This window comes from Pseudomonas sp. AFG_SD02_1510_Pfu_092 (assembly GCF_003331055.1).
In the GTDB taxonomy this organism is placed as follows: Bacteria; Pseudomonadota; Gammaproteobacteria; order Pseudomonadales; family Pseudomonadaceae; genus Aquipseudomonas.
Genome location: NZ_PUQD01000010.1, coordinates 64104 through 82795, shown reverse-complemented (window position 1 = coordinate 82795; position 18692 = coordinate 64104). Strand labels below are relative to the sequence as shown.

The window sequence follows — 18692 nt, the reverse complement described above, 5'->3', positions numbered from 1 at the left end:
CAAGCGTTCTATTGCTTCTTGTTCACCTGCTCCGAGTCGACAAGGGTAATCGACAGTAGCCATTTTCGTACAGCGGCATATTGCCACCATCTGCGCTCCGACTATTGACCTGCTTCGTTTTATCCAAGGATGAGCCAAGCGTCACCTTTGCTAGCGACTGGGTGGTGGGGTGGTCAACCCATCCCAAACGTAGCGCAATGCTAATCTGACGGTGTGGTCTGGGCAGACGGCTCGGAGATCGCAGTCGATGCGGTGATCTGGTGCACTGGGTTCAAACCAGCCTTGGGACACCTCGCCAGCCTGGGGGTTGTTACTGAGCAAGGACGTGTAGAAGTCGAAGGGACCCGATTTGTGAGTGAGCCCAGACTGTGGGTGGTGGGCTATTGGCTCGGTCACACGGAACGCGTGGTGCTAAATGAGCTTACACAGGTCGCCAGGCCGAGACTCGCCCAGCAGTCCTTGAAGTCGCTGCGCAGGCCAGGAGGGTAATCTCTTGTGGATCTGAGAAGACTCCCGCTTGATCGGCCGCAGGAGCGGAACTGGCCAAAATGGAGAGTGACTTTTCGGTTACGTGCTGCTGGCTCTTTGATACTTCGAAGGCTAGCATGACTCCGCGAACTACATGTCCCAGATTGTGGCTGTCCAAATAACCGGATTTCATCGCCGACAGCCCATAACAAAGGTAGCAGGACGCTTTCCGGCACTTATGAAAATCGATTACGTTGAACTGAAGCGGTACCGAAACTTTGCTGACGCTCGCATCAATCTGGCCAAAAACAGCTTGGTGATTGGGAGCAACGACGTCGGCAAAACGAACATGATCCATGCGTTGCGGCTTCTGCTGGACAAGAGTTTGTCAGACGCCGATATCGAACCGTCGACGCATGACTTCCATTGCGCTCAAGACGGCACGCAGGCTGACTCGTTTTCAATCCGAATTGCCTTCTCCGAGGTGACTCAGGATGCCGTGCTCTCTCAGCTTAAGGGGCATGTCGGTGCTAATGGGTGTTTTTTCCTTGAGTTTCGAGGCTACAGCCCGGATTACCGCTATGAGATCGCTGCCGGCCATGATGTCGATGCGCTGGAGGTTATTTCCAGCCGCTTCTATCTGAAATACCTGCATCTGAAGTACATCCATTCTCAACGTGACCTTGTGCGATACATCCGCTCGGAGAAACGGCATTTGCTGCGCCTCGCTCAGGCCGCCCGCAACCAGCCAGAGACAGAGGCCGACACTCAACAATTACAGGCACTCAATGAGCTACTGAAGTCTGTAAACGATGGGGTCAGGAGCCTGTACTACGTAGCTGAGGCGACGAAAGACCTCAACGATGAATTGAGGGCGCTCTCCCACCATCATGCTGGGTATAACGTGTCTCTAGATACCGGGGCGATCGGCATCGAACAATTCATCGAGCAGTTGGAGTTGGGGGCAAGCACCAACGGTTCGAGGGTGATGCTCGGTGGCGACGGTCGTAATAACCAGATTTTGCTCGCCTTGTGGAAAGCCAAAAGCGTGCTTGAGCACGATCAGAATAGCGAGGTAGTAATCTATTGCGTTGAAGAGCCTGAAGCGCATCTGCATCCTCATCAGCAGCGTAAACTGGCGAGCTATCTCATCAGTTCCCTGCCCGGTCAGACCATAGTCACCTCGCACTCTCCACAGATCGCGGCAAGCTATCGGCCCGACTCTATTGTCCGGCTGCTACGAGACAACGGCGCATCCCGAGCTGCCAGTAAGGGCTGCTCCGCCTGCGTTGACGATGCCTGGACGGGGCTCGGCTACCGAATCAGTATCCTTCCGGCGGAGGCATTTTTTGCCTCGGCGGTCATGCTGGTCGAGGGGCCCTCCGAAATGCTGTTTTATTCCGCGCTGGCACGAGCTCATCAGATCGATCTCGATCACCGCAACATATCGCTTTTGTCCGTGGATGGCGTGGCATTTCAAGTTTACAAACATGTGTTGGATGCCCTGGAAATCCCATGGGCCATGCGAACCGACAATGACATCTCCAATATCTCGCTAGGTCCTCAGGGAGCGCAGGTGGTACATCGCCATGTGGCGGGTATCAACCGTGCTCTTTCGTTAGCGGGGATGCCTTCTCAGGCTCACCGGCCAGTGCCATATGACCATGCGGCCTGCTTAGCCGATGGCAACTGGCAAGCGGTGAGTGCTACTGTCGCTCCTTTTGGTATCTATCTCTCGAAAATCGATCTAGAGAATGACATCGCCATTGAGCTACCTGCGCTACTGGCAGGTTTTAAAGGCAATACTCTGGCTCAAGCTATTGATTACCTGCAGGGCAAAAAGGCTATCCGCATGCAGGAATTCCTTGAACACTGCGGGGATCAGCTCATCGCACCAGTGCAAGGGGATTTGTTGAAGCCGCTGATGTACTGCCTCAACGCTGCAGGGCAGGCTTGGTGATGACCATCTTCAAGCCCAGCCCGGAACAAGAGCAGGCCATTGAGTATGTGGGCGACATGGTTGTCGTGGCACGTCCTGGCAGTGGTAAAACCAGTGTCCTTTCCCGCAAGGTTCGCTGCCTCGTATCCGAGCTGCGCCCCTATCAAGGCATCATCGCCATCTCGTTCACGAATAAAGCAAGCGATGAGCTGGAGCGCCGTTGCAAAGCCGACGCTTTTGATGTGAAAAGCTCGTTTTTTGGCACGATCGATGACTTCTGTCTGCGCGAGATCGTCTTTCCGTTCGCGCGGCAGTTGATGCCTGTCGCCACTAACGTGAAGACGGCAAAGCTCCGGGAGCTGCCTGAAGCGGTGACGCGAATGCTGCCGGCAATTCCGGTCCTTGACGCGACCGTTGCCAACACAGCCGATTTTCTGCCTTTCCTACATGAGGCATTGGTGCAGGGGTTCGTCCCGCTTGAAGCTGTGGGCATGCTGGCCCGTTACATAATCGAACAGTCTCCGGCTTGTCAAAAATATATAACCGCGCGGTATCGCGCGGTGTACATCGACGAATATCAGGACAGCGGACATTTCCAGCATCAGTTGTTTTTGAGGCTCAAGGCTCTGGGGTTAATGGCTGTTGCGGTGGGCGATAGTGATCAGTCGATCTATGGGTTCGCGCACAAGGACCCTCGTTACCTGCTTGAGCTAACGGCACACGGCAGTGGCTTTGCCCCTTTTGCCATTACCACGAATTTTCGCAGCCACCCATCGATCAACGATTTCGCACTTCGATTGCTTGATGAACACCATCCTATCGCTCTGACAGACGATAAGCGGGTGTTCATCAAGACAGTTATAGGTGATCAAAGAGCGGTTGGGAATTGGTTGAGAACCGCTATTCCCCATCTCATGCAGCATTACCAAGTTGCTTCGGCGGACAAGGTCGCAATTTTGTGTCGGCATCAGCAGTCAGCGCGCTTGATTGCTGACAATCTGGAGCTCACGCACCGCCTCATAGAGGATAGCCCTTTCACGGCTACGCCGGCTGCTGAGGCAAGCCTTTTCTCGGACTTATTGCGGCTGCGTTACGACCTTCAGAAGACTGCCGAGGCGTTGATTGATCGAGCGAATTTGCCCAGGCTCGCCACCCGCGAACGGCGTGCAGTTCGTAGAGCAATACTGAGTTGTAGGTCTTGTCTTGAATGCCACCTGGTTCAGACCGTACTGGATGCTGCCACATGCCTGCTGGGGCATCAGCCATCTGCGGATGGTGGAATGGAGCTTGCTGTCATTTGTGGGGATGCCAACAAACTCCGATGGTTTCAACGAGCCGATGATGCCGCCATTCAGATCATGACGCTGCATAAAGCCAAAGGATTGGAATTCGACTTGGTATTTCATGCTGATCTTTACGATCATGTGATCCCTACACGTCTGTATCCGCCGGGTACATATGGTCAAGTTATTTTCCAGGATGAAATTCAATGCCTAAATCTGCACTACGTAGGGATCACTCGTGCGATCAAAGCTTGCGTGTTGATGACATCGAATCTTCGCTTTAACACGCGGGGAGAGGTCAAGAATGGCGCACCATCTCAGTTCATTGGCAGAAATGGAGCGAACGCGATACCACTCACTTGGTAAGTCTATACCTGCCTGCTAGGTCATCGGCTTGAAGTTGCCGTTGGCAGCTTCTCGGCCTGTCGAAGCGATTGAGGAATGGTTATGGCCTGACATTCGATCTTCATTCAGGGCATCAGCGACAGCTTGCAGAAAAAAATTCATGCGTGATTCGAATTGGTAGCTGTTGGTCACAATCAGCAGCTACCAACTGGAAGCATGGTTTATTGCAGGTTAAATGTACATCAGGTGGCTTTTTCCTTGGCTCCAAGCATCCAAGTGACTGCGTAGAGTCTTTAGCGATAACTCATGCTCAGGGAAATGGTCTGGATCAATGGCATCGCATCTGGCAATCACTACGTCCAGGCCTATGAAGTCCTCTAGAGCCTCCTTGCTGAACATGTTGTGCACTTTAGAGACACGATCGCCCGACGTGTGGCTTCTACCAGTGCTCATCATGCTTCGAACCATGCTCAAAAAGCCTTCATCGGTTTTGATTGCGTCCGACATCCACGTGCGGGGCTCGGCAAGAGATCCAGTGAAATGCTTCCATCGATAGAGCAGAGATACCAGATCAGGATCGGCAAGCAAACCTTGAGAGCTAGCCGCACGACTTCTTATCAAATGCAGCCAGATGGCTTTCATTGCAGCGAGGGTTTCTAAGTCGAGTGCCGGGGTGAAGTCGGCTACATCCTTATGATCGTTGGGGTCATTCAGGTGAATAATTATGCCTGCAACAGAAAGCGCTTTAGTCTCTCGCAACGCTTCTGTCGCCAGGCGGCCTCGCTCCTCTTTCGGAATAGCCTTCAAATACCACGAGGTTGCTCGCCATGCTGACACCCAAGGGGAACTGAAAGGGTCACCATCGAAGCGAACGAGCTTCTGGGCAATTGTGAACAATCCAGGCAGTAGAACCGCAGCGTTTTGAACCGGAACTCGCCCGACCGATTCGTCCAAGCGCGTGACTAGCGACTGCAACAAACCATCGGTCTCAATTTCAGCGATCGAGGCTGCAAGACTTTCGTCCGACGAAGCTGCTTCCAGAAACCCGATGAAACGACGTTCAGAAATCTCACCAGTCGCAGTTTGCAGCTCAAAATAACGCGGGAAGAAGCGAGCAGTGCAAACCTGCTTGGCTGCCAGCCACTCCTGACGAAATCCATCACCGTATTGAGTGCCGCCCAGCGCCCACTCAAGAGGCGGGAACAGCGCTTTGATGGCATCTCGGGCAAGTTGGCGCCGCTCTTCCGGAACAATGTTTAGCAGGGTATTGGTCGCTTCCTGCACGGAGGCTCTCTGCCCGTCCATCCCGAACCGACGTTCTTGCAAGAGCAATGACTTTTCTTCAAATAGAGCTTCGTGTAGGTCTGCTTCGAAAACGCGTAACGTTTCCAGAATGAGGAAATCCACTAGGTTCACTTCGAAAAATTCGCCGGATGCATGCAGAGGGAGATGCACCGCAATAGACGAAAGAAGCCGGTGGGCATCTCTCATGTTCCGCAACCGAGGTTGTATGCAGCCGATTAAGCCATTGCCCCACCGGACGTCTGAGAAACCGTTATCCTCGGTCGCATAGCGACCGGCCAGAATGGACAGCTGCTCCCCGAAAATTTGATGCACCATGTGGGTTGGAACCGCAGGGAGGTCGAAACTAGCTTGCACGATTTTTTCAAGAAAGGCGCGGCCGTTTCCGTTTGCCACTGGATTGAGGGCGCTCTCCACAATACTGGGCTGGAAAAGCAGAACGAAAACGATATTTGGCAAGTTCGCGTTAGCTTTAACCTGCCGCAGAAGAACCCGAATCTGTTCGGGTTCGAGTCTGTCAATGTCGTCGACGAAGACGATTAGCGGGCGTTCTAGCTCACGCAACTTTTCCTCTAGCGCTTTGCGAATTACGTCTAGCGATTCACCGCTTCGGTCGCGTCCAAGATGCTTAAAATAGCGCCCGAGCAACGAAGCTCCAAGGGACAAGCCCGCGAAAACGGCAGCTACCGTAGCAGCTTTAGGAAGGTCAAAACCTATGGCTGACGCAACGAAGAGTACCGAAGCATTGGTCAAAATGGACGATATCTTTTGACTCGCTCCGCTGACGGATTTTAGCGGTGCGCTAGCACCAGAGAGAATCGCACCATAGCGCCGCAAAGCTTCAGCGCGTTCGATTGCTTCTTGTGAATGGTCGCCCCCTAATTGGTCGGCAATCTGACCGAACAGTGCGCGGGTGATGGCGGTGCCGTCGCCCCATTGCCAAGGGTTGAAATCGAGCCAGTGAACCTGATTGCCATTGGTCCTGGCGCTGAGCTGTTCAATCACAAGGTACTTGAGTGATGACTTCCCAAATCCCCAGCCTCCGCGAATCGCGAATACGCGGCCTTCACGAGGACTGAGTTCTGATAGCACACCGGCTATGCGTACTGCATATCCTGCTCTGCGAAGCCGGTCATCCGCTTTAGTGCGAATTGGAGTCTCAGAACCGAGCTCAGCTTGCTGGCCTGCCTGGGCAGGCGCATCTGGCTCAGCTCGGCGATTGCGAAACCATTGACCAATCAGATCCCACTTTCCAGTCATCGCACTGGCCCTCCTTCGGAATAGTTGAAACCAGCGACTCGGTGAGGTGACTGGGTACCTGTGCTTGAAGGATCGGGTAACGGGTCTCGGGCAAAGATTTTTTGGCGATTTCTTGCAGGTTGTACTTCTACCATTTTTCGACACTCAGCCCTCGATGCAGCTTCCAGAATTATCCCGGCATCCTAGCTGATCCTCTGCCATCTGGCAGGGACCGGGCAGAAGACTGCGCACATTCGCAACCCCGCATAGGTTGGCTACTGCTTGATAGAGATCTGATAGCTATGGACATAGATCGAAAAAATGAGTGGAATTGATGCTTTTCTATGGACATCCTCTCTGCAGGCTCACACCACAGGCGACAAGGTGCGGAAGTGTGTCTATAGCTGATAATCTTTCCTTTACATCGATGAGTGCTTCGCCGATCTCACAGGCGTGGCGGGCAGCCTCACCCAGTTCGGCCGGGATGTGCGCGCCAAGGTGCTGCGCTGTACGGGCATCCCTGTTGGTATCGGGATCGCTCGCACGAAGACTTTGGCGAAGCTAGCCAACCACACCGCGAAGCGCTTGCAGGCGCAGACAGGCGGTGTGGTCGACATCACCGACGACTTTAAACGCGACTGGGTGCTGCGCAACACCGAGGTGCAAGAGGTGTGGGGCATCGGCCGGCGGATGACTGCGCACCTGGAGGCCATGGGTATCCGCACGGCGATGGAGCTGGCCCAGGCGGATCCGAGAATGCTGTGCGACAGGTTCAGTGTGGTGGTGGAGAAGACCGCGCGCGAGCTCACCGGCACACCATGCCTTGAACTGGATGAGGCAGATCCACCAAAGCAGGAGATCTGCTGCAGCCGGATGTTCGGTAAGCGCCTGACGGAGCTGACGCCGATCAAGCAGGCAGTGGCCACCTATACGGGCAGGGCAGCCGAGAAGCTGCGAGCCCAGGGCTCGGTATGCAAGCGCATGCGGGTATCGATCCGCACCGGTATGTTCAACCCCAACGAGCTGCACTTCGCCAAGGGTGCCCTAGTCGACCTGCCGTATCCCACCAATGACACCTTGCTGCTGACCAGGGCCGCAACAGACGCCGTGGAGCGGGTCTACCAGGCCGGCTACCGGTACAGCAAGGCCGAGGTATTGCTGCTCGATCTGCGGCAGCCTGGCGAGTTCACCGATGATCTGTTTGCGGTGACGCAGCCTGTGGCCAGCGGCCGACTGATGTCAGCGCTCGATGAGATCAACGACCGGTATGGTAAGGGAACGGTGCGGGCCGGGAGCGTCCCCCGCACTCCCGATTGGGGGATGCGCCGAGAAATGATGAGTCAGTCTTACACGACGCGAGTTGATCAGGTCTGGACTGTTTATGCCCGATAGTAAGAGCTAGTTCGGGTTCAACAACCTGTTCAGTGCGTGGGTTAACTCTGCCTCATCTTTCAAAGATTGCGCTAACCTGTCAGCTAGCTCTCCAAGAACAATCCTGATGGACGAGGCTTGCCCTAGGCAGTGCTCGTCGGAGTGATTGTGTATTCCATCGCTAAGCGCTCGATAAACTAGCTTTAGTGGATTGTGGCCGTTTATGAATAATGCTTCGGGAATGGTCGGCTCAGCTATATCCATGGATTTTGAAAATTGAGTTTCATTAATTGCGTTGTTGATTGCTTCGATGGCGGTATCTGGAGCTTTCAGTGTTTCTAATACTTTCTTGATTTCACTGAGAATCCTGTTTTTTTGATTCTCAATCACGCGCCTATAGTAAACGAAAGCTCCAACGCCAAGGCCTTGGTTTTCGCACCGCCTGCCCTTGAGGAAGAGTTCCCGGTCGGGGCCAATGAGCTTCATCAGCTTCGGGGAAGTTGGCGGGCCGTACGGTGGGTATTCACCATATTTTTGAAGTGCGCCAGAGTGATTTTTTTCGTCGGCAATTGCTTTGAGAGCAAAGCTTTTAGTGGTTGTTAGACAGTTTGCACAACGATAATTTAGAAATATATCTTTCGACTCCCCAGAGTCTAGTGCAGTGGCTCCGCTGATGCATCTAAAGAATCTGGTTCCATTACATTGCTCATGAGTGCAATGCAACTGCAAAGGAGGGGTGTTGACTGCTTGAAAGGAACGCGTGCTGAGTGATAGCCATTGAGTCAAGTCGCTTATGAGGAAAGCCTGGCTCGGAGGGCAGGTCTCTAAGAATTCAGTGATCGAAATTGTCTCTTTTTCGTCCGGCATCTGGTATCTCGTGAGACTTTGGTTATTGGAGGGTTATCCCGATGATATACATCAAGAGAAACAGAAGCGCCATCCTCGCAACACTAGCAGGTAGCTGTGGTGGTGCGGATGTAGTTCCGGAGAAGGATGGGCCTGTTATGCGAATCCTATCCTTTTCCTTTTCTTGCAGCAGCATAATTGGTGTGTGCTACAGGAGAGCTTTACGGCTTCCTGTATTTTGTACCACCTCGCTGAGTGCCCTCCACCGGTTCTAGCAGATTCTGCTCCACCATTTTCTGGATGATGGCGCGCATTCTGTGCTGCGTCGGTACTGGATAAAGCTTTCTTGCTTGCTTGTTAGTGATAGTGTCATTTGCTGTAAGGTATTCCAGAATCATTTCCTGAGCAGTAGCGAGGGATTCATGAGGAATAGTTACAAGAAACGAATTTTCCATCTCTTTGAAGAATGGGTCCTTTAAGCGTACTCCACGCATTGCCTCAACCGCCGTGTTGAGGCCTTCCCCCATATCCTTGTTGGGCGGATCAGGGAACTTGTTGATAAGGCGATTAATTTGCCCGTTGCGGATTGCGCGAGTGTCTAAAATATTCTCCACTGTAACTTGTCCGGCTAGTCGTCCTGGGCTCTCTACTTCAATTCGATTGTCGAAAACTCTGATGTGCACATGGTCAGGGAGACTGTAATCTCTGTGGATTATTGAATTGGTGATGATTTCGTGCAATGTTTCGTGAGGATATTTGGCAAGTTCTAAGCCAACTTCCCCTTGCACCTGATGTGCCTCAACCAGCTTCTTGGTTTTGTCAACAGCAGAATGGATTAAGTCGTAGAGTGGCCCCTCGATCGTTTCAGCCGCTCCGACAAGTGCATCCCGGTGTGCCGCGCCAGACGTTCTGTAACGAGCTAGTTTTACACTGCTCCGGTCCGGTAGTGCTGCTTGAGGCAGGTCGGTAAAAAGTAGCACAGTTGCTACCTTGGGAAGGCCTCTCCGTACGAGAAGTTCCATGCGCAAAAAATCATCAGCACTGCGGTTGGGAATGTTTGCTGACAAAAAGCCCCGCATGACTGCGGATTCTGTGGCTAGCTCTAAATCAATGTCGACCGTTTCGCCTTCAAAGGAGTAAATTCCTTTATCTAATTCAAGGCGGCGCTTCAGTTCATCGGTGTCAATTTTTATTTTTTGAGCATTTCGCCGAAGATAGGGGAAACCATCGCTGGCTAGAATGATTCGGACAGATTTTTTCGCAGCAACGTGAAGAACCAAGCCCTGCATTTCAGGGCAGGAAAGGAATTCGTAAAGAAATTCATCTCCTACTGGGAATAGTTTTTCAAACGTGTGAATGAAAGGGTTGGCATCTTCTGCATCATTAAACCCATTCCAAGCGAAAGATCCATTATTTTCGGATATGCCGATGTAAATATCACCGCCTTCAGCATTAGCGAATGCGGATATTGACCTTGTGAGTTTGGCAGGTGCAATTTCCTTGGCCTTAAAATCTAAGAAATGCCCCTCATGTTGGCCCAACAACTGGCGCGCTTGGGCGCCAGTGATTGCAATCGTTTGCATAGAAGAAGTACCAGCTCCACCAAAACTGGCAGCGAGCATAGCCTAGACAGCAAACGGGGCTCAACGTGAACGGTATGTTCGCAACGCAGTTTTTTTTTCTTTGATGGTACAGAATTGGTACGAGGTCAGCGGATCTTTCCTGCAGGCCTTGAAAATAGGGGGTCTAGACAAGAGTGGCCAATCCATCATGGGGGCAACGCTGAAGCGACGGGAAGGCTCAGGGCGCGTGGTTTGTGGCTTTGAGGTTGATTCTAGGGGCATTCTGGTCTACGCATTTTTGTGCCGTTTTGTGGTTTTGGGAGTGACACCGGTACGATGTACCACCGCCAATCACGCTTGAACCACTGAAAGTCATGGCAACGATCAGAGCAAAGAAAAGGCCGATGGGACGGTCAGCTACTCCGTCCAGATCCGCCTCAGGAAAAAGGGTGTCATAGTTTACCAAGAAGCCCAGACATTCGCCCGCAAGCAGGCTGCTCAAGCCTGGGCGAAGCGACGAGAGACCAAATCTCGGTCTGATGGTATTCAAAAAACAACCTACATGGTCCTGCTCAAAGCCCCCCTATGCGGTCCAGTTCCCTCGTGAGTTCATCGCGCCCCAGCGCCCCGAACGACAGCGCAAAGAAAGCTTCGAAGCGCTTCTCGATATGCCCGAGCGTGGCATGAAAAGCAGCCTCGATCACCGTTTCGTCACCCTGCACCTCGGACGGGTCCGCCAACCCCCAATGTGCCTTCAGCGCCGGGCCGAAGTACACCGGGCAGGCTTCGCCGGCGGCCTTGTCGCAGACAGTGATGACGATATCCGGCGGGTTGGCCTCGAAGGCCTCGTTACCTTTGCTGCTGAGGCCTTCGATACGGATGCCGGCCTGTTGCAACGTGGTCAGGCTGCGTGGCAGTACCTGCCCTTTGGGGAAGCTGCCTGAACTGACCGCTGCGAACCCTGGCGGCGCCATGTGGTTGAACAGGGCTTCGGACAGGATGCTGCGGCAGCTGTTGGCGGTGCACATGAACAGAACGCGCATGGAAGGTTCCTCGATTGGGGTGGTCACAGGCTCAGGCGCAGTGCCAGGGCCGAAAGGGTGATCAGCAGCACGGGCAGGGTCAGCAGCAGGCCTACCTTGAAGTAATACCCCCAGGTGATGCGTACGCCCTTGCGTTCCAGTACGTGCAACCACAGGAGCGTGGCGAGGCTGCCGATGGGGGTGATCTTCGGCCCCAGGTCGCAGCCGATGACGTTGGCGTAGATCATGGCTTCGCGCACCAGGCCCTCGGCGCCACTGGCCTGGATTGACAGCGCACCGACCAGCACGCTGGGCATGTTGTTCATCACCGACGACAACAGCGCCGAAAGCAGGCCGGTACCGATGGCGGCGCCCCATACACCGTGCTCGGCGAACTGGTCGAGCAAGCGCGTGAGCATGGCGGTCAGGCCGGCGTTTTTCAGGCCGTAGACCACCAGGTACATGCCCAGGGAAAAGATCACCACTTGCCACGGCGCTTCGCGAAGCACGCGGCGGGTGGAGATGCGGTGGCCGCGGGCGGCTACCGCGAACAGTAGCGCGGCGCACACCGCCGCGACCGCGCTGATCGGGATGCCCATCGGTTCCAGGGCAAACAGGCCGACCAGCAACAGCAGCAGCGTCCACCCGCCTACCACGAACGTGGCGTGGTCACGGATGGCCGCCCTGGGCGCCTGCAGCGCCTCGACGGCGTACTGGCGTGGCAGGTCGCGACGGAAGTACAGGAACAGCACCAGCAAGGTCGCGGCCACGCTCGCCAGGTTGACCGGCACCATCACGGCTGCATATTCGGCGAACCCCAGCCCGAAGTAGTCGGCGGAGACGATGTTCACCAGGTTGGACACCACCAGCGGCAGACTGGCGGTGTCAGCAATGAAGCCTGCCGCCATGACGAACGCCAGGGTGGCCGCCGGCGAGAAGCGCAGGGCGATCAGCATCGACATGACGATAGGCGTGAGGATCAGTGCCGCACCGTCGTTGGCGAACAGTGCCGACACGGCGGCGCCCAGCAGTATGCAGAAGGCGAACAGCCGATAGCTGCTGCCCTTGGCCCAGCGCGCCACGTGCAGGGCCGCCCACTCGAAGAAGCCGGCTTCATCCAGCAGCAGGCTGATGATGATGATCGCGATGAAGGTAGCGGTGGCATTCCAGACGATGGCCCACACGGCCGGGATGTCACTCAAGGACACCGCGCCGGTGGCCAGGGCGATGAGCGCGCCCAGTGCGGCGCTCCAGCCGACGCCAAGGCCCTTGGGCTGCCAGATGACCAGGGTCAGGGTGAATACGAAAACGGTAAGTGCGACTAGCATGGCGGGCTCTAAGTGGTGGGTTCAGCAGCAGGCGGCGCTGCGCACGGGGCGATCGTGCATGTTCTGCAGGCGTTCGCTGTTGGCTTGCAGCCATTGGGCATTGGCCTTCAGGGTCACCTGCAACAGGTCCAGGGCCCAGGCGGGCAGGGCCGGGTTGAGGCGGTAATACACCCACTGGCCCTGACGGCGGTCGAGCAGCAAGCCACTGCTGCGCAGTTGCGCCAGGTGACGGCTGATTTTCGGCTGGCTGTCGTTCAGGGCGCACATCAGCTCGCAGACGCACAGCTCGCCAAGGCTGGCGATCAACAATGTGGCACGCGCGCGGGTCTCGTCCGACAGGCTTTTGAACAGTTCGGGAGGGGTGATCATGGCGGCGCTCGGTACATATGGAGAGCTGAATATACGGATATCCATATGTATCGAGCAAGCGCAATATCCGCAGGCTGGCTTCTAACGCGTTGTGACTGCACAAACCGGGCTTGCCGATGACCGACGGTGGTCGAATGCCTGCTGCTGCCACCTCTGCGGCGTCATGCCTTCGGCTCTGGAAAAGGTCCGGCAGAAATGCGACTGGTCGAAAAAACCGCAGACCAGTGCGATGTCCACCAACTGCATCGTCGAAGCCTTCAACAACGCTTTGCTCTTCCTTACCCGCTGCTCGCGCAGCCATTGCTGCGGGGGCATACGGGTACTTTGCTTGAACAGGCGCGAGAAATGGCTGCGCGACAATGCGCACGCTTCGGCGAGTTCGGTTACCGTGATGCCGGTATCCAGCCGCTGCAGCATGAGTTGTTTGGCGGTTTCTATCTGCCAGGCGCCGGGCGCTGCTGTCGAGGCCGCTCGCACAGCCGCCGGCACGGTGAATTTATCCATGTTCTCACCCCTGTTCACAGGTTCTGGTAACCGGGTGCGAGCGCTTCACGCTGATGAAATTGACGGCTGCGCACCCTTTGCATGTAGGAACAGCCCCGGTGGAAGGGGCTATTAGCGCCGGCTTAGACCGTTGCCGCGACCGGTGCCAGGGTCGGGCCGTGCTGCACGCGCTCAGGCGCCTTGTGCACCATGGTGTAGGCGTAGTCGACGCCCATGCCATAGGCGCCGGAATGTTCCTTGACCAGTTGCATGACGGCGTCGTAGGTGCCTCGGTTGCTCCAGTCCCGTTGCCATTCCAGCAGCACCTGCTGCCAGGTCACCGGTATCACGCCGGCCTGGATCATGCGCTGCATGGCGTAATCGTGGGCTTCCTTGCTGGTGCCCCCGGATGCGTCGGCCACCATGTAGATTTCGTAGCCGGCATCGTTGATGGCCGAAAGGGCGAAGGTTGTATTGCAGACCTCGGTCCACAGGCCGGACACGATCACCTTGTTGCGGCCGTTGTTCTTCAGCGCGTCACGCACCTTCTGGTCATCCCACGAGTTCATCGAGGTGCGCTCGAGCAGCGGGGCGTCCGGGAACACCGCCAGCAGCTCGGGGTAGGTGTGGCCCGAAAAGCTCTCGGTCTCGACGGTGGTAAACGTGGTGGGTACATCGAAAATCCGCGCTGCCTTGGCCAGGGCAACGGTGTTGTTCTTCAACGTCTGCCGGTCGATGCTCTGCACGCCGAAGGCCATTTGTGGCTGTTGATCGATGAAGATCAGCTGGCTGTTCAGTGGGGTCAGAACTTCGGTGTTGGGGTTGCGCATGATTGCTTCCTCTCCGCTGGATAATGGTCGAACGCACCTGTCAGAAGTGCACGCCTCAGTTGGCTCGCCGCCTGAGGTGGAGCAAAAGATAGCGAAACCAGGCACGCTTCGGTGGCGCACTTTTGCGCCACTGGAGGCCTATTAATACGCCACTGCGTAAGCGGCCGCGTTGCTAGCATTCGCCTCGCCAGCGGGCCAATCCGGTTCGCTCATCTGCAGGGGAATGCACATGGCAGCTTCACAACCACACAATAAAGACACCGCTTACTGGGGCGTTGGCTGGGAAGAGGCCTACGGTTATCCGCAGGCGCGGCGGGTGGGTAACGAGATCTTTATCTCGGGCCAGTTCAACCATGATGAAGAGGGCAACCTCATCGCCCCGGCGCCGCTCGGCGCGGATGGCAGGCCCAGTGATTTCGCGTCGATGGGCGAACAGATGCGGGCGGCCTACGACAACATCGCCAAGCTGCTCGCCGTGTATGGGGCGGGCATGCAGGACGTGGTCGAAGAGACGCTGTACGTGCTGGACATGGACGCTGCCTTCGCCGTGGTCGGCAAGGTGCGCAAGGCGGCATACGGTAGCGAGCGCCCGCAGTGCGCCAGCAACATCATTGGCGTTTCCAGGCTTGCCCAGCGCCCTCAGCTGATCGAGATCGTGTGCAGGGCGGTGATAGGCGCGCGGGGCGTTTGAGCGAGCGTTCGCCGGTCAGCTGGCCGGGCGAACCAGCTGCCCTTCGACCAGGGCCTTCTGCTCGGCCACGGCGGCGGCGCAGAAGGTCATGAAGGCTTTGACTCGCCACGACTTGCGAATGTCCTGGTGAGTCAGCAGCCACAACTCATCCTGCAGCTCCGGTACCACCGGGCCTGCACGCACCAACCCCGGCGTGATGTCGCCCAGCATGCAGGGCAGAAAGCCAAAGCCGAGCCCGGCCGCGATGGCGACGCTGGCTGCAGCGACAGAGTCGGTGCGGTAGACGATGCGCTCGGGGGCCACCCGGTTCTCGACGTAGTGGGTCGCGCGCAAACCGCACAAGGCGGCGGAGTACGAGACCCAGGGCTGTTCCTCGTGGAACAGTGCGGCTGCCGTGGCCTGGCTGGCGCAGCAGTAGGGCGCCCAGGCGATGTTGGCCAGTTTGCGTCCCACCAGGCTGTCTGCGGGTTTGCGGGTTGCCCGAATGGCGATATCGGACTCGTCCCGGGCCAGGCTCAAGGTTTGGTTGCCCACCAGCACTTCCAGGGTGATGCCCTCGTTCAGCGCTTTGAACTCGGCGATGATCGGGGTGAGGAAGTACAGCAGCAGCGAGTCGCTGGTGGTGATCCGCAGCTTGCCGAGCGGGCCTTGGCCAGCGCGTGAAACCCGCCGCGTGACGCTGACGATGTCCAGTTCCACGCGCTCGGCCAGCGCCCGCAGCTCGGCACCTTCGGCGGTAAGCAGGTAACCCGACTTGCGGTGGTCGAACAGCGCAATGCCGAGCGTTCGCTCGACCTGGGCGATGCGCCGCGAAACAGTGGACACATTGACCCCGAGCTTCTTGGCCGTGGCGGCACGATTGCCGCAATCACTGAGGGTCTTGATGATGCGCAGGTCGTCCCACGACAGCTGGTTGACGGCCTCGCCTGCGTCCCACTTGGCGCTACCAGGGGTTGCCGAGCCAGAGGGTGAATTTCCAGTGAGCGATTGCACAGATTTCGATCCAGATGCGAATGCGGGTGATGATACGAGAAGCGCATGGGTGAACAAAGCGGTGAAACCCCGCAGAGGAACCCCACGCCCGGCTCGACAGCAACGACGCCATCGCAGACCATCGAGGCTCCAAGGATGCCCAGGAACCCATGCCATGGATCGCCTCCCGACATTGTTCACCGATCGCCTGCTGCTTACGCCACTGCAGTTGCAGGATGCGCCCGCCATCCAGGCGCTATTTGCGCAATGGGAGGTGGTTCGCTACCTGGATCGTCGTGTGCCATGGCCGTATCCGGACGACGGGGCGCTGGTCTATGTGCGGGATGTCGCCTTGCCGGCGATGGCTGCCGGACATGAATGGCACTGGATGATCCGCCTGCGCGACGATGCCGAGAGCGTCCTTGGCAGCATCAGTCTGTTTGACCAGCCTGGCAACAACCGGGGCTTCTGGTTGGCGCCGCAGTGGTGGGGGCGAGGCTATATGCGTGAAGCGTGTCGGGCCATCAACGGGTACTGGTTTGAAGTGTTGTCGCGCCCGCTGATGCAGGTGCCCAAAGCAGCTGCCAACCAGGCGTCCCGCAAGGTCTCGGAACATGAGGGGATGCGTAGGATGGGCGTGCGAGAGGGTGATTTTGTCTGTGGGCCGATGCCTGTCGAGATCTGGGAGATGACCCGGGCTGAATGGCTTGGCAGGTTGGCGGGCAGGCCAAAGAGGAGTGAATTCGCAAGCGCTTCGCGGACCCTGTGGGAGCGGGTTCACCCGCGAAGAATCCAACGCGGTGGATGGCACCGGCTACGCCGGTGTTCGCGGCCACGGCCGCTCCCACAGAGGTCGCGCCAGCTTTTAGAAAATTGAATGCGTGTTCCGGATCACCACCCGGACCTGGCCTGGTTACCACTGGTCGCCCAGGCTCGGCAGGCGGTAGATTTGATCCGGGTTTTGTACGATGATTTTCGTATCGACAGGGATGAGCTATGAAATTCGGCTTCAGGGAGGCCCAGCGAGCAGTGATAGCGGCGCTTGAGGCAGGGGAGTACCAACACGTTTCACGCAGGGATATCGATGTAAAGAACCTGCTGGCTACAGGGGAGGTGTCAGCCGGCGAAGTGGCCGAAGTCGTTCGCTCATGCCGAGGTATCCACCATGCCAGCAGCCCGCACCATGCCGTCGCAGCCATCGAGGTGCATGTGCTCCGGCGCGATGGTTGGTACATCAAGTTCTTTTTCATCGAGCCAGACACCTGGTTCATCAGCGTTCACCAGTGAGTAGCAGATCATGAAGATCTTTTTCGAAGGCGACCGGGGCAAGGCCCTTTGCGAGCATTGCCAGGCCGTGGTGCCCACGCATTATGCGCGCCGTGATGTGCCGTTCAGCGATGGCCAGGGGGCGGCCAAGGACATTCTTGTGGGGGTGTGCTCGCGGTGTGAGGGTGTGGTCGCCATTCCACCGCAATCCACGCCGGCCATTCGCGAGGCGCGCAAGCAGCAGCTCAAGTCGATCGAGGCGCGGTTGCCGGCGGTCTATCTGGATGTGCTCGATGCGGCCATGCACGCGGTCAGCAACGAGGCCGGGGCCCATTTGCGCAAGTTGTTCCTTGCCCACTATTTTCAGCAGCTGGTGCAGGCGCAGCAGTGCGGGCAGTTGCAAACCGCGCATCGGGCGTTCGTCCAGGCGCTGGATGAGCAGCGAGAACAGCGCGGGCTGGCGCGCTCCGATGCAACCCGGCGGTTGTCGATGAAGGTCAACCCGTACATGGCAGAAGACATGCTTGCGCTTCAGCAACATACCGAGATGAACCAGACCGAGTTGCTCAAGGCGGTGATCGCGCGTATTCAGGCGGATGTGCTGGAGAATCGGGACCAAGAGGTGATTCGCGCGTTGCAGCGGCTGGCACGCCTGGCGTTGTAGTGGATGTTTGAAAGGCGTGCAGCGTAGCGCCAAGCGTTGTGCTGCTCGCCGGCACTTGGACAAGGCTCATGCGCGTTGCTGCAAAACCCGGTTCCTACAAGAATTGATCAGATTTTTCCCCTTCCGCGTAGTCCATTTCTGAATCATCCTTTTCAAGCCGTTTCACCATTGCGATGGAAACCTGAGCCCCCTAGTCTCGCCTTGTCGTTGCAAATTCAACGACCGGGTCTGCAAGCCCGTTGCTTGGTTTGGTTTCAGTTGCTGTTGGCTTCGTTCAATGGTGGCTGCATGCGGGTGGTCTTCGGGCCAGCCGGGAATCGACCTCCAAGCCCGGTCTTGCAGGCCCGCATGTAGCCGCCACCCTATCATCTGCAAGTGATCTGGCGACGGTCCGACTTGTTATTGTCTGGAGGCTGTCATGCGTAAACTTGTTCCCGATCCACCGTTCTCAAACGATGCCCCCCATCACCTTGAAGACACCCTGACCCAGGCCACGGAATACGTGCTCTGCGCCTTGTCCGTAGGCCATCAGGCCATCTCCACGCTGCCCAGGTCTCCCGCCACGCTCATGACCCTGGCAGTCATGCACGAAATGGAGGCTGTGCGCACATTGCTGGAGACAGCGATAGCGCAGGTGCAGCTCAGTGGCAGGCCGCAGATGCACACACTGCACTGACTGGCTGATTTCCAATGCTGACAGGCTGGGCCGGGG

The 18692-nt window shown here is 56.8% G+C and carries 15 protein-coding genes and 4 pseudogenes; 10 read left to right on the top strand and 9 right to left on the bottom strand.

From position 1 onward, the window contains the following. Positions 1 to 207: 207 nt before the first annotated feature. The 3 genes and pseudogenes from C6A77_RS25925 to C6A77_RS07370 all read left to right on the top strand — a co-directional run. Positions 208 to 489: pseudogene (locus tag C6A77_RS25925) on the top strand (pyridine nucleotide-disulfide oxidoreductase); the annotation flags it as partial. 217 nt (positions 490 to 706) lie between these two features. After that, positions 707 to 2428 carry an AAA family ATPase gene (locus C6A77_RS07375; protein WP_114168872.1) on the top strand — a complete coding sequence of 574 codons (1722 nt, stop codon included), beginning with the start codon at positions 707 to 709 and terminating at the stop codon, positions 2426 to 2428. Next, entirely contained in the window at positions 2428 to 4056 is a 1629-nt protein-coding gene (locus tag C6A77_RS07370; protein ID WP_114168871.1) for an ATP-dependent helicase, read from the top strand. The genes C6A77_RS07375 and C6A77_RS07370 overlap by 1 nt, the downstream gene beginning before the upstream one ends. Before the next feature lie 210 nt (positions 4057 to 4266). Here the strand turns inward: C6A77_RS07370 and C6A77_RS07365 are convergent, their stop codons facing one another. Beyond that, a complete protein-coding gene (locus tag C6A77_RS07365) occupies positions 4267 to 6597 on the bottom strand; it encodes a P-loop NTPase fold protein (RefSeq protein ID WP_114168870.1) in 2331 nt (776 codons plus the stop codon). Between the two features lie 402 nt (positions 6598 to 6999). Here C6A77_RS07365 and C6A77_RS07360 point away from each other — a divergent pair. Beyond that, positions 7000 to 7968 (top strand): annotated as a pseudogene (locus C6A77_RS07360) (DUF4113 domain-containing protein); the annotation flags it as partial. A 6-nt stretch (positions 7969 to 7974) separates the two neighbouring features. Here C6A77_RS07360 and C6A77_RS07355 read toward each other — a convergent pair. Then, positions 7975 to 8814 carry a hypothetical protein gene (locus tag C6A77_RS07355; protein WP_114168868.1) on the bottom strand — a complete coding sequence of 280 codons (840 nt, stop codon included), beginning with the start codon at positions 8812 to 8814 and terminating at the stop codon, positions 7975 to 7977. A gap of 200 nt (positions 8815 to 9014) precedes the next feature. Continuing rightward, positions 9015 to 10415: an ATP-binding protein gene (locus C6A77_RS07350; protein ID WP_114168867.1), complete on the bottom strand. Its 1401-nt coding sequence runs from the start codon at positions 10413 to 10415 to the stop codon at positions 9015 to 9017. 314 nt (positions 10416 to 10729) lie between these two features. On the opposite strand from C6A77_RS07350, the pseudogene C6A77_RS26165 reads away from it, so the two are divergent. Further along, positions 10730 to 10884 (top strand): annotated as a pseudogene (locus tag C6A77_RS26165) (site-specific integrase); the annotation flags it as partial. Positions 10885 to 10927: 43 nt separating this feature from the next. Here C6A77_RS26165 and C6A77_RS07340 read toward each other — a convergent pair. The 5 genes from C6A77_RS07340 to C6A77_RS07320 all read right to left on the bottom strand — a co-directional run bounded on the left by C6A77_RS07340 (position 10928) and on the right by C6A77_RS07320 (position 14387). Then, entirely contained in the window at positions 10928 to 11398 is a 471-nt protein-coding gene (locus C6A77_RS07340) for an arsenate reductase ArsC (protein WP_114168866.1), read from the bottom strand. 23 nt (positions 11399 to 11421) lie between these two features. Then, positions 11422 to 12705 (bottom strand): arsenic transporter, encoded by a 1284-nt coding sequence (locus tag C6A77_RS07335; protein ID WP_114168865.1) that lies wholly within the window; start codon positions 12703 to 12705, stop codon positions 11422 to 11424. A gap of 21 nt (positions 12706 to 12726) precedes the next feature. Then, positions 12727 to 13074, bottom strand: a complete 348-nt coding sequence (locus tag C6A77_RS07330) for a metalloregulator ArsR/SmtB family transcription factor (RefSeq protein WP_114168864.1) — start codon at positions 13072 to 13074, stop codon at positions 12727 to 12729. A gap of 81 nt (positions 13075 to 13155) precedes the next feature. Continuing rightward, positions 13156 to 13578 carry an AraC family transcriptional regulator gene (locus C6A77_RS07325; RefSeq protein WP_114168863.1) on the bottom strand — a complete coding sequence of 141 codons (423 nt, stop codon included), beginning with the start codon at positions 13576 to 13578 and terminating at the stop codon, positions 13156 to 13158. 122 nt (positions 13579 to 13700) lie between these two features. Next, on the bottom strand, positions 13701 to 14387 hold the full coding sequence (locus C6A77_RS07320) for a hydrolase (RefSeq protein ID WP_114168862.1): 687 nt from the start codon (positions 14385 to 14387) through the stop codon (positions 13701 to 13703). Between the two features lie 229 nt (positions 14388 to 14616). Between C6A77_RS07320 and C6A77_RS07315 the strand changes: the two genes are divergently transcribed. Next, positions 14617 to 15078: a Rid family hydrolase gene (locus C6A77_RS07315; RefSeq protein ID WP_114168861.1), complete on the top strand. Its 462-nt coding sequence runs from the start codon at positions 14617 to 14619 to the stop codon at positions 15076 to 15078. Positions 15079 to 15093: 15 nt separating this feature from the next. Here the strand turns inward: C6A77_RS07315 and C6A77_RS07310 are convergent, their stop codons facing one another. Further along, positions 15094 to 16071, bottom strand: coding sequence for a LysR family transcriptional regulator (locus tag C6A77_RS07310; RefSeq protein ID WP_114168860.1), 978 nt, complete (start codon positions 16069 to 16071; stop codon positions 15094 to 15096). A 154-nt stretch (positions 16072 to 16225) separates the two neighbouring features. Here C6A77_RS07310 and C6A77_RS07305 point away from each other — a divergent pair. The 4 genes and pseudogenes from C6A77_RS07305 to C6A77_RS07290 all read left to right on the top strand — a co-directional run. Next, positions 16226 to 16765: pseudogene (locus C6A77_RS07305) on the top strand (GNAT family N-acetyltransferase); the annotation flags it as partial. Between the two features lie 281 nt (positions 16766 to 17046). Next, on the top strand, positions 17047 to 17337 hold the full coding sequence (locus C6A77_RS07300; RefSeq protein ID WP_114168858.1) for a hypothetical protein: 291 nt from the start codon (positions 17047 to 17049) through the stop codon (positions 17335 to 17337). Positions 17338 to 17347: 10 nt separating this feature from the next. Further along, the gene (locus C6A77_RS07295) at positions 17348 to 17980 is read left to right on the top strand and encodes a hypothetical protein (protein ID WP_114168857.1); all 633 of its coding nucleotides are present in this window, start codon (positions 17348 to 17350) and stop codon (positions 17978 to 17980) included. 418 nt (positions 17981 to 18398) lie between these two features. After that, a complete protein-coding gene (locus tag C6A77_RS07290) occupies positions 18399 to 18656 on the top strand; it encodes a hypothetical protein (protein WP_114168856.1) in 258 nt (85 codons plus the stop codon). Positions 18657 to 18692: the final 36 nt, after the last annotated feature.

Excerpts from the sequence above, each read along its gene's own strand:
- C6A77_RS07375 (WP_114168872.1), top strand. The coding sequence starts at position 707 with ATGAAAATCGATTACGTTGAACTGAAGCGGTACCGAAACTTTGCTGAC.
- C6A77_RS07370 (WP_114168871.1), top strand. The coding sequence starts at position 2,428 with ATGACCATCTTCAAGCCCAGCCCGGAACAAGAGCAGGCCATTGAGTAT.
- C6A77_RS07365 (WP_114168870.1), bottom strand. The coding sequence starts at position 6,597 with ATGACTGGAAAGTGGGATCTGATTGGTCAATGGTTTCGCAATCGCCGA.
- C6A77_RS07355 (WP_114168868.1), bottom strand. The coding sequence starts at position 8,814 with ATGCCGGACGAAAAAGAGACAATTTCGATCACTGAATTCTTAGAGACC.
- C6A77_RS07350 (WP_114168867.1), bottom strand. The coding sequence starts at position 10,415 with ATGCTCGCTGCCAGTTTTGGTGGAGCTGGTACTTCTTCTATGCAAACG.
- C6A77_RS07340 (WP_114168866.1), bottom strand. The coding sequence starts at position 11,398 with ATGCGCGTTCTGTTCATGTGCACCGCCAACAGCTGCCGCAGCATCCTG.
- C6A77_RS07335 (WP_114168865.1), bottom strand. The coding sequence starts at position 12,705 with ATGCTAGTCGCACTTACCGTTTTCGTATTCACCCTGACCCTGGTCATC.
- C6A77_RS07330 (WP_114168864.1), bottom strand. The coding sequence starts at position 13,074 with ATGATCACCCCTCCCGAACTGTTCAAAAGCCTGTCGGACGAGACCCGC.
- C6A77_RS07325 (WP_114168863.1), bottom strand. The coding sequence starts at position 13,578 with ATGGATAAATTCACCGTGCCGGCGGCTGTGCGAGCGGCCTCGACAGCA.
- C6A77_RS07320 (WP_114168862.1), bottom strand. The coding sequence starts at position 14,387 with ATGCGCAACCCCAACACCGAAGTTCTGACCCCACTGAACAGCCAGCTG.
- C6A77_RS07315 (WP_114168861.1), top strand. The coding sequence starts at position 14,617 with ATGGCAGCTTCACAACCACACAATAAAGACACCGCTTACTGGGGCGTT.
- C6A77_RS07300 (WP_114168858.1), top strand. The coding sequence starts at position 17,047 with ATGAAATTCGGCTTCAGGGAGGCCCAGCGAGCAGTGATAGCGGCGCTT.
- C6A77_RS07295 (WP_114168857.1), top strand. The coding sequence starts at position 17,348 with ATGAAGATCTTTTTCGAAGGCGACCGGGGCAAGGCCCTTTGCGAGCAT.
- C6A77_RS07290 (WP_114168856.1), top strand. The coding sequence starts at position 18,399 with ATGCGTAAACTTGTTCCCGATCCACCGTTCTCAAACGATGCCCCCCAT.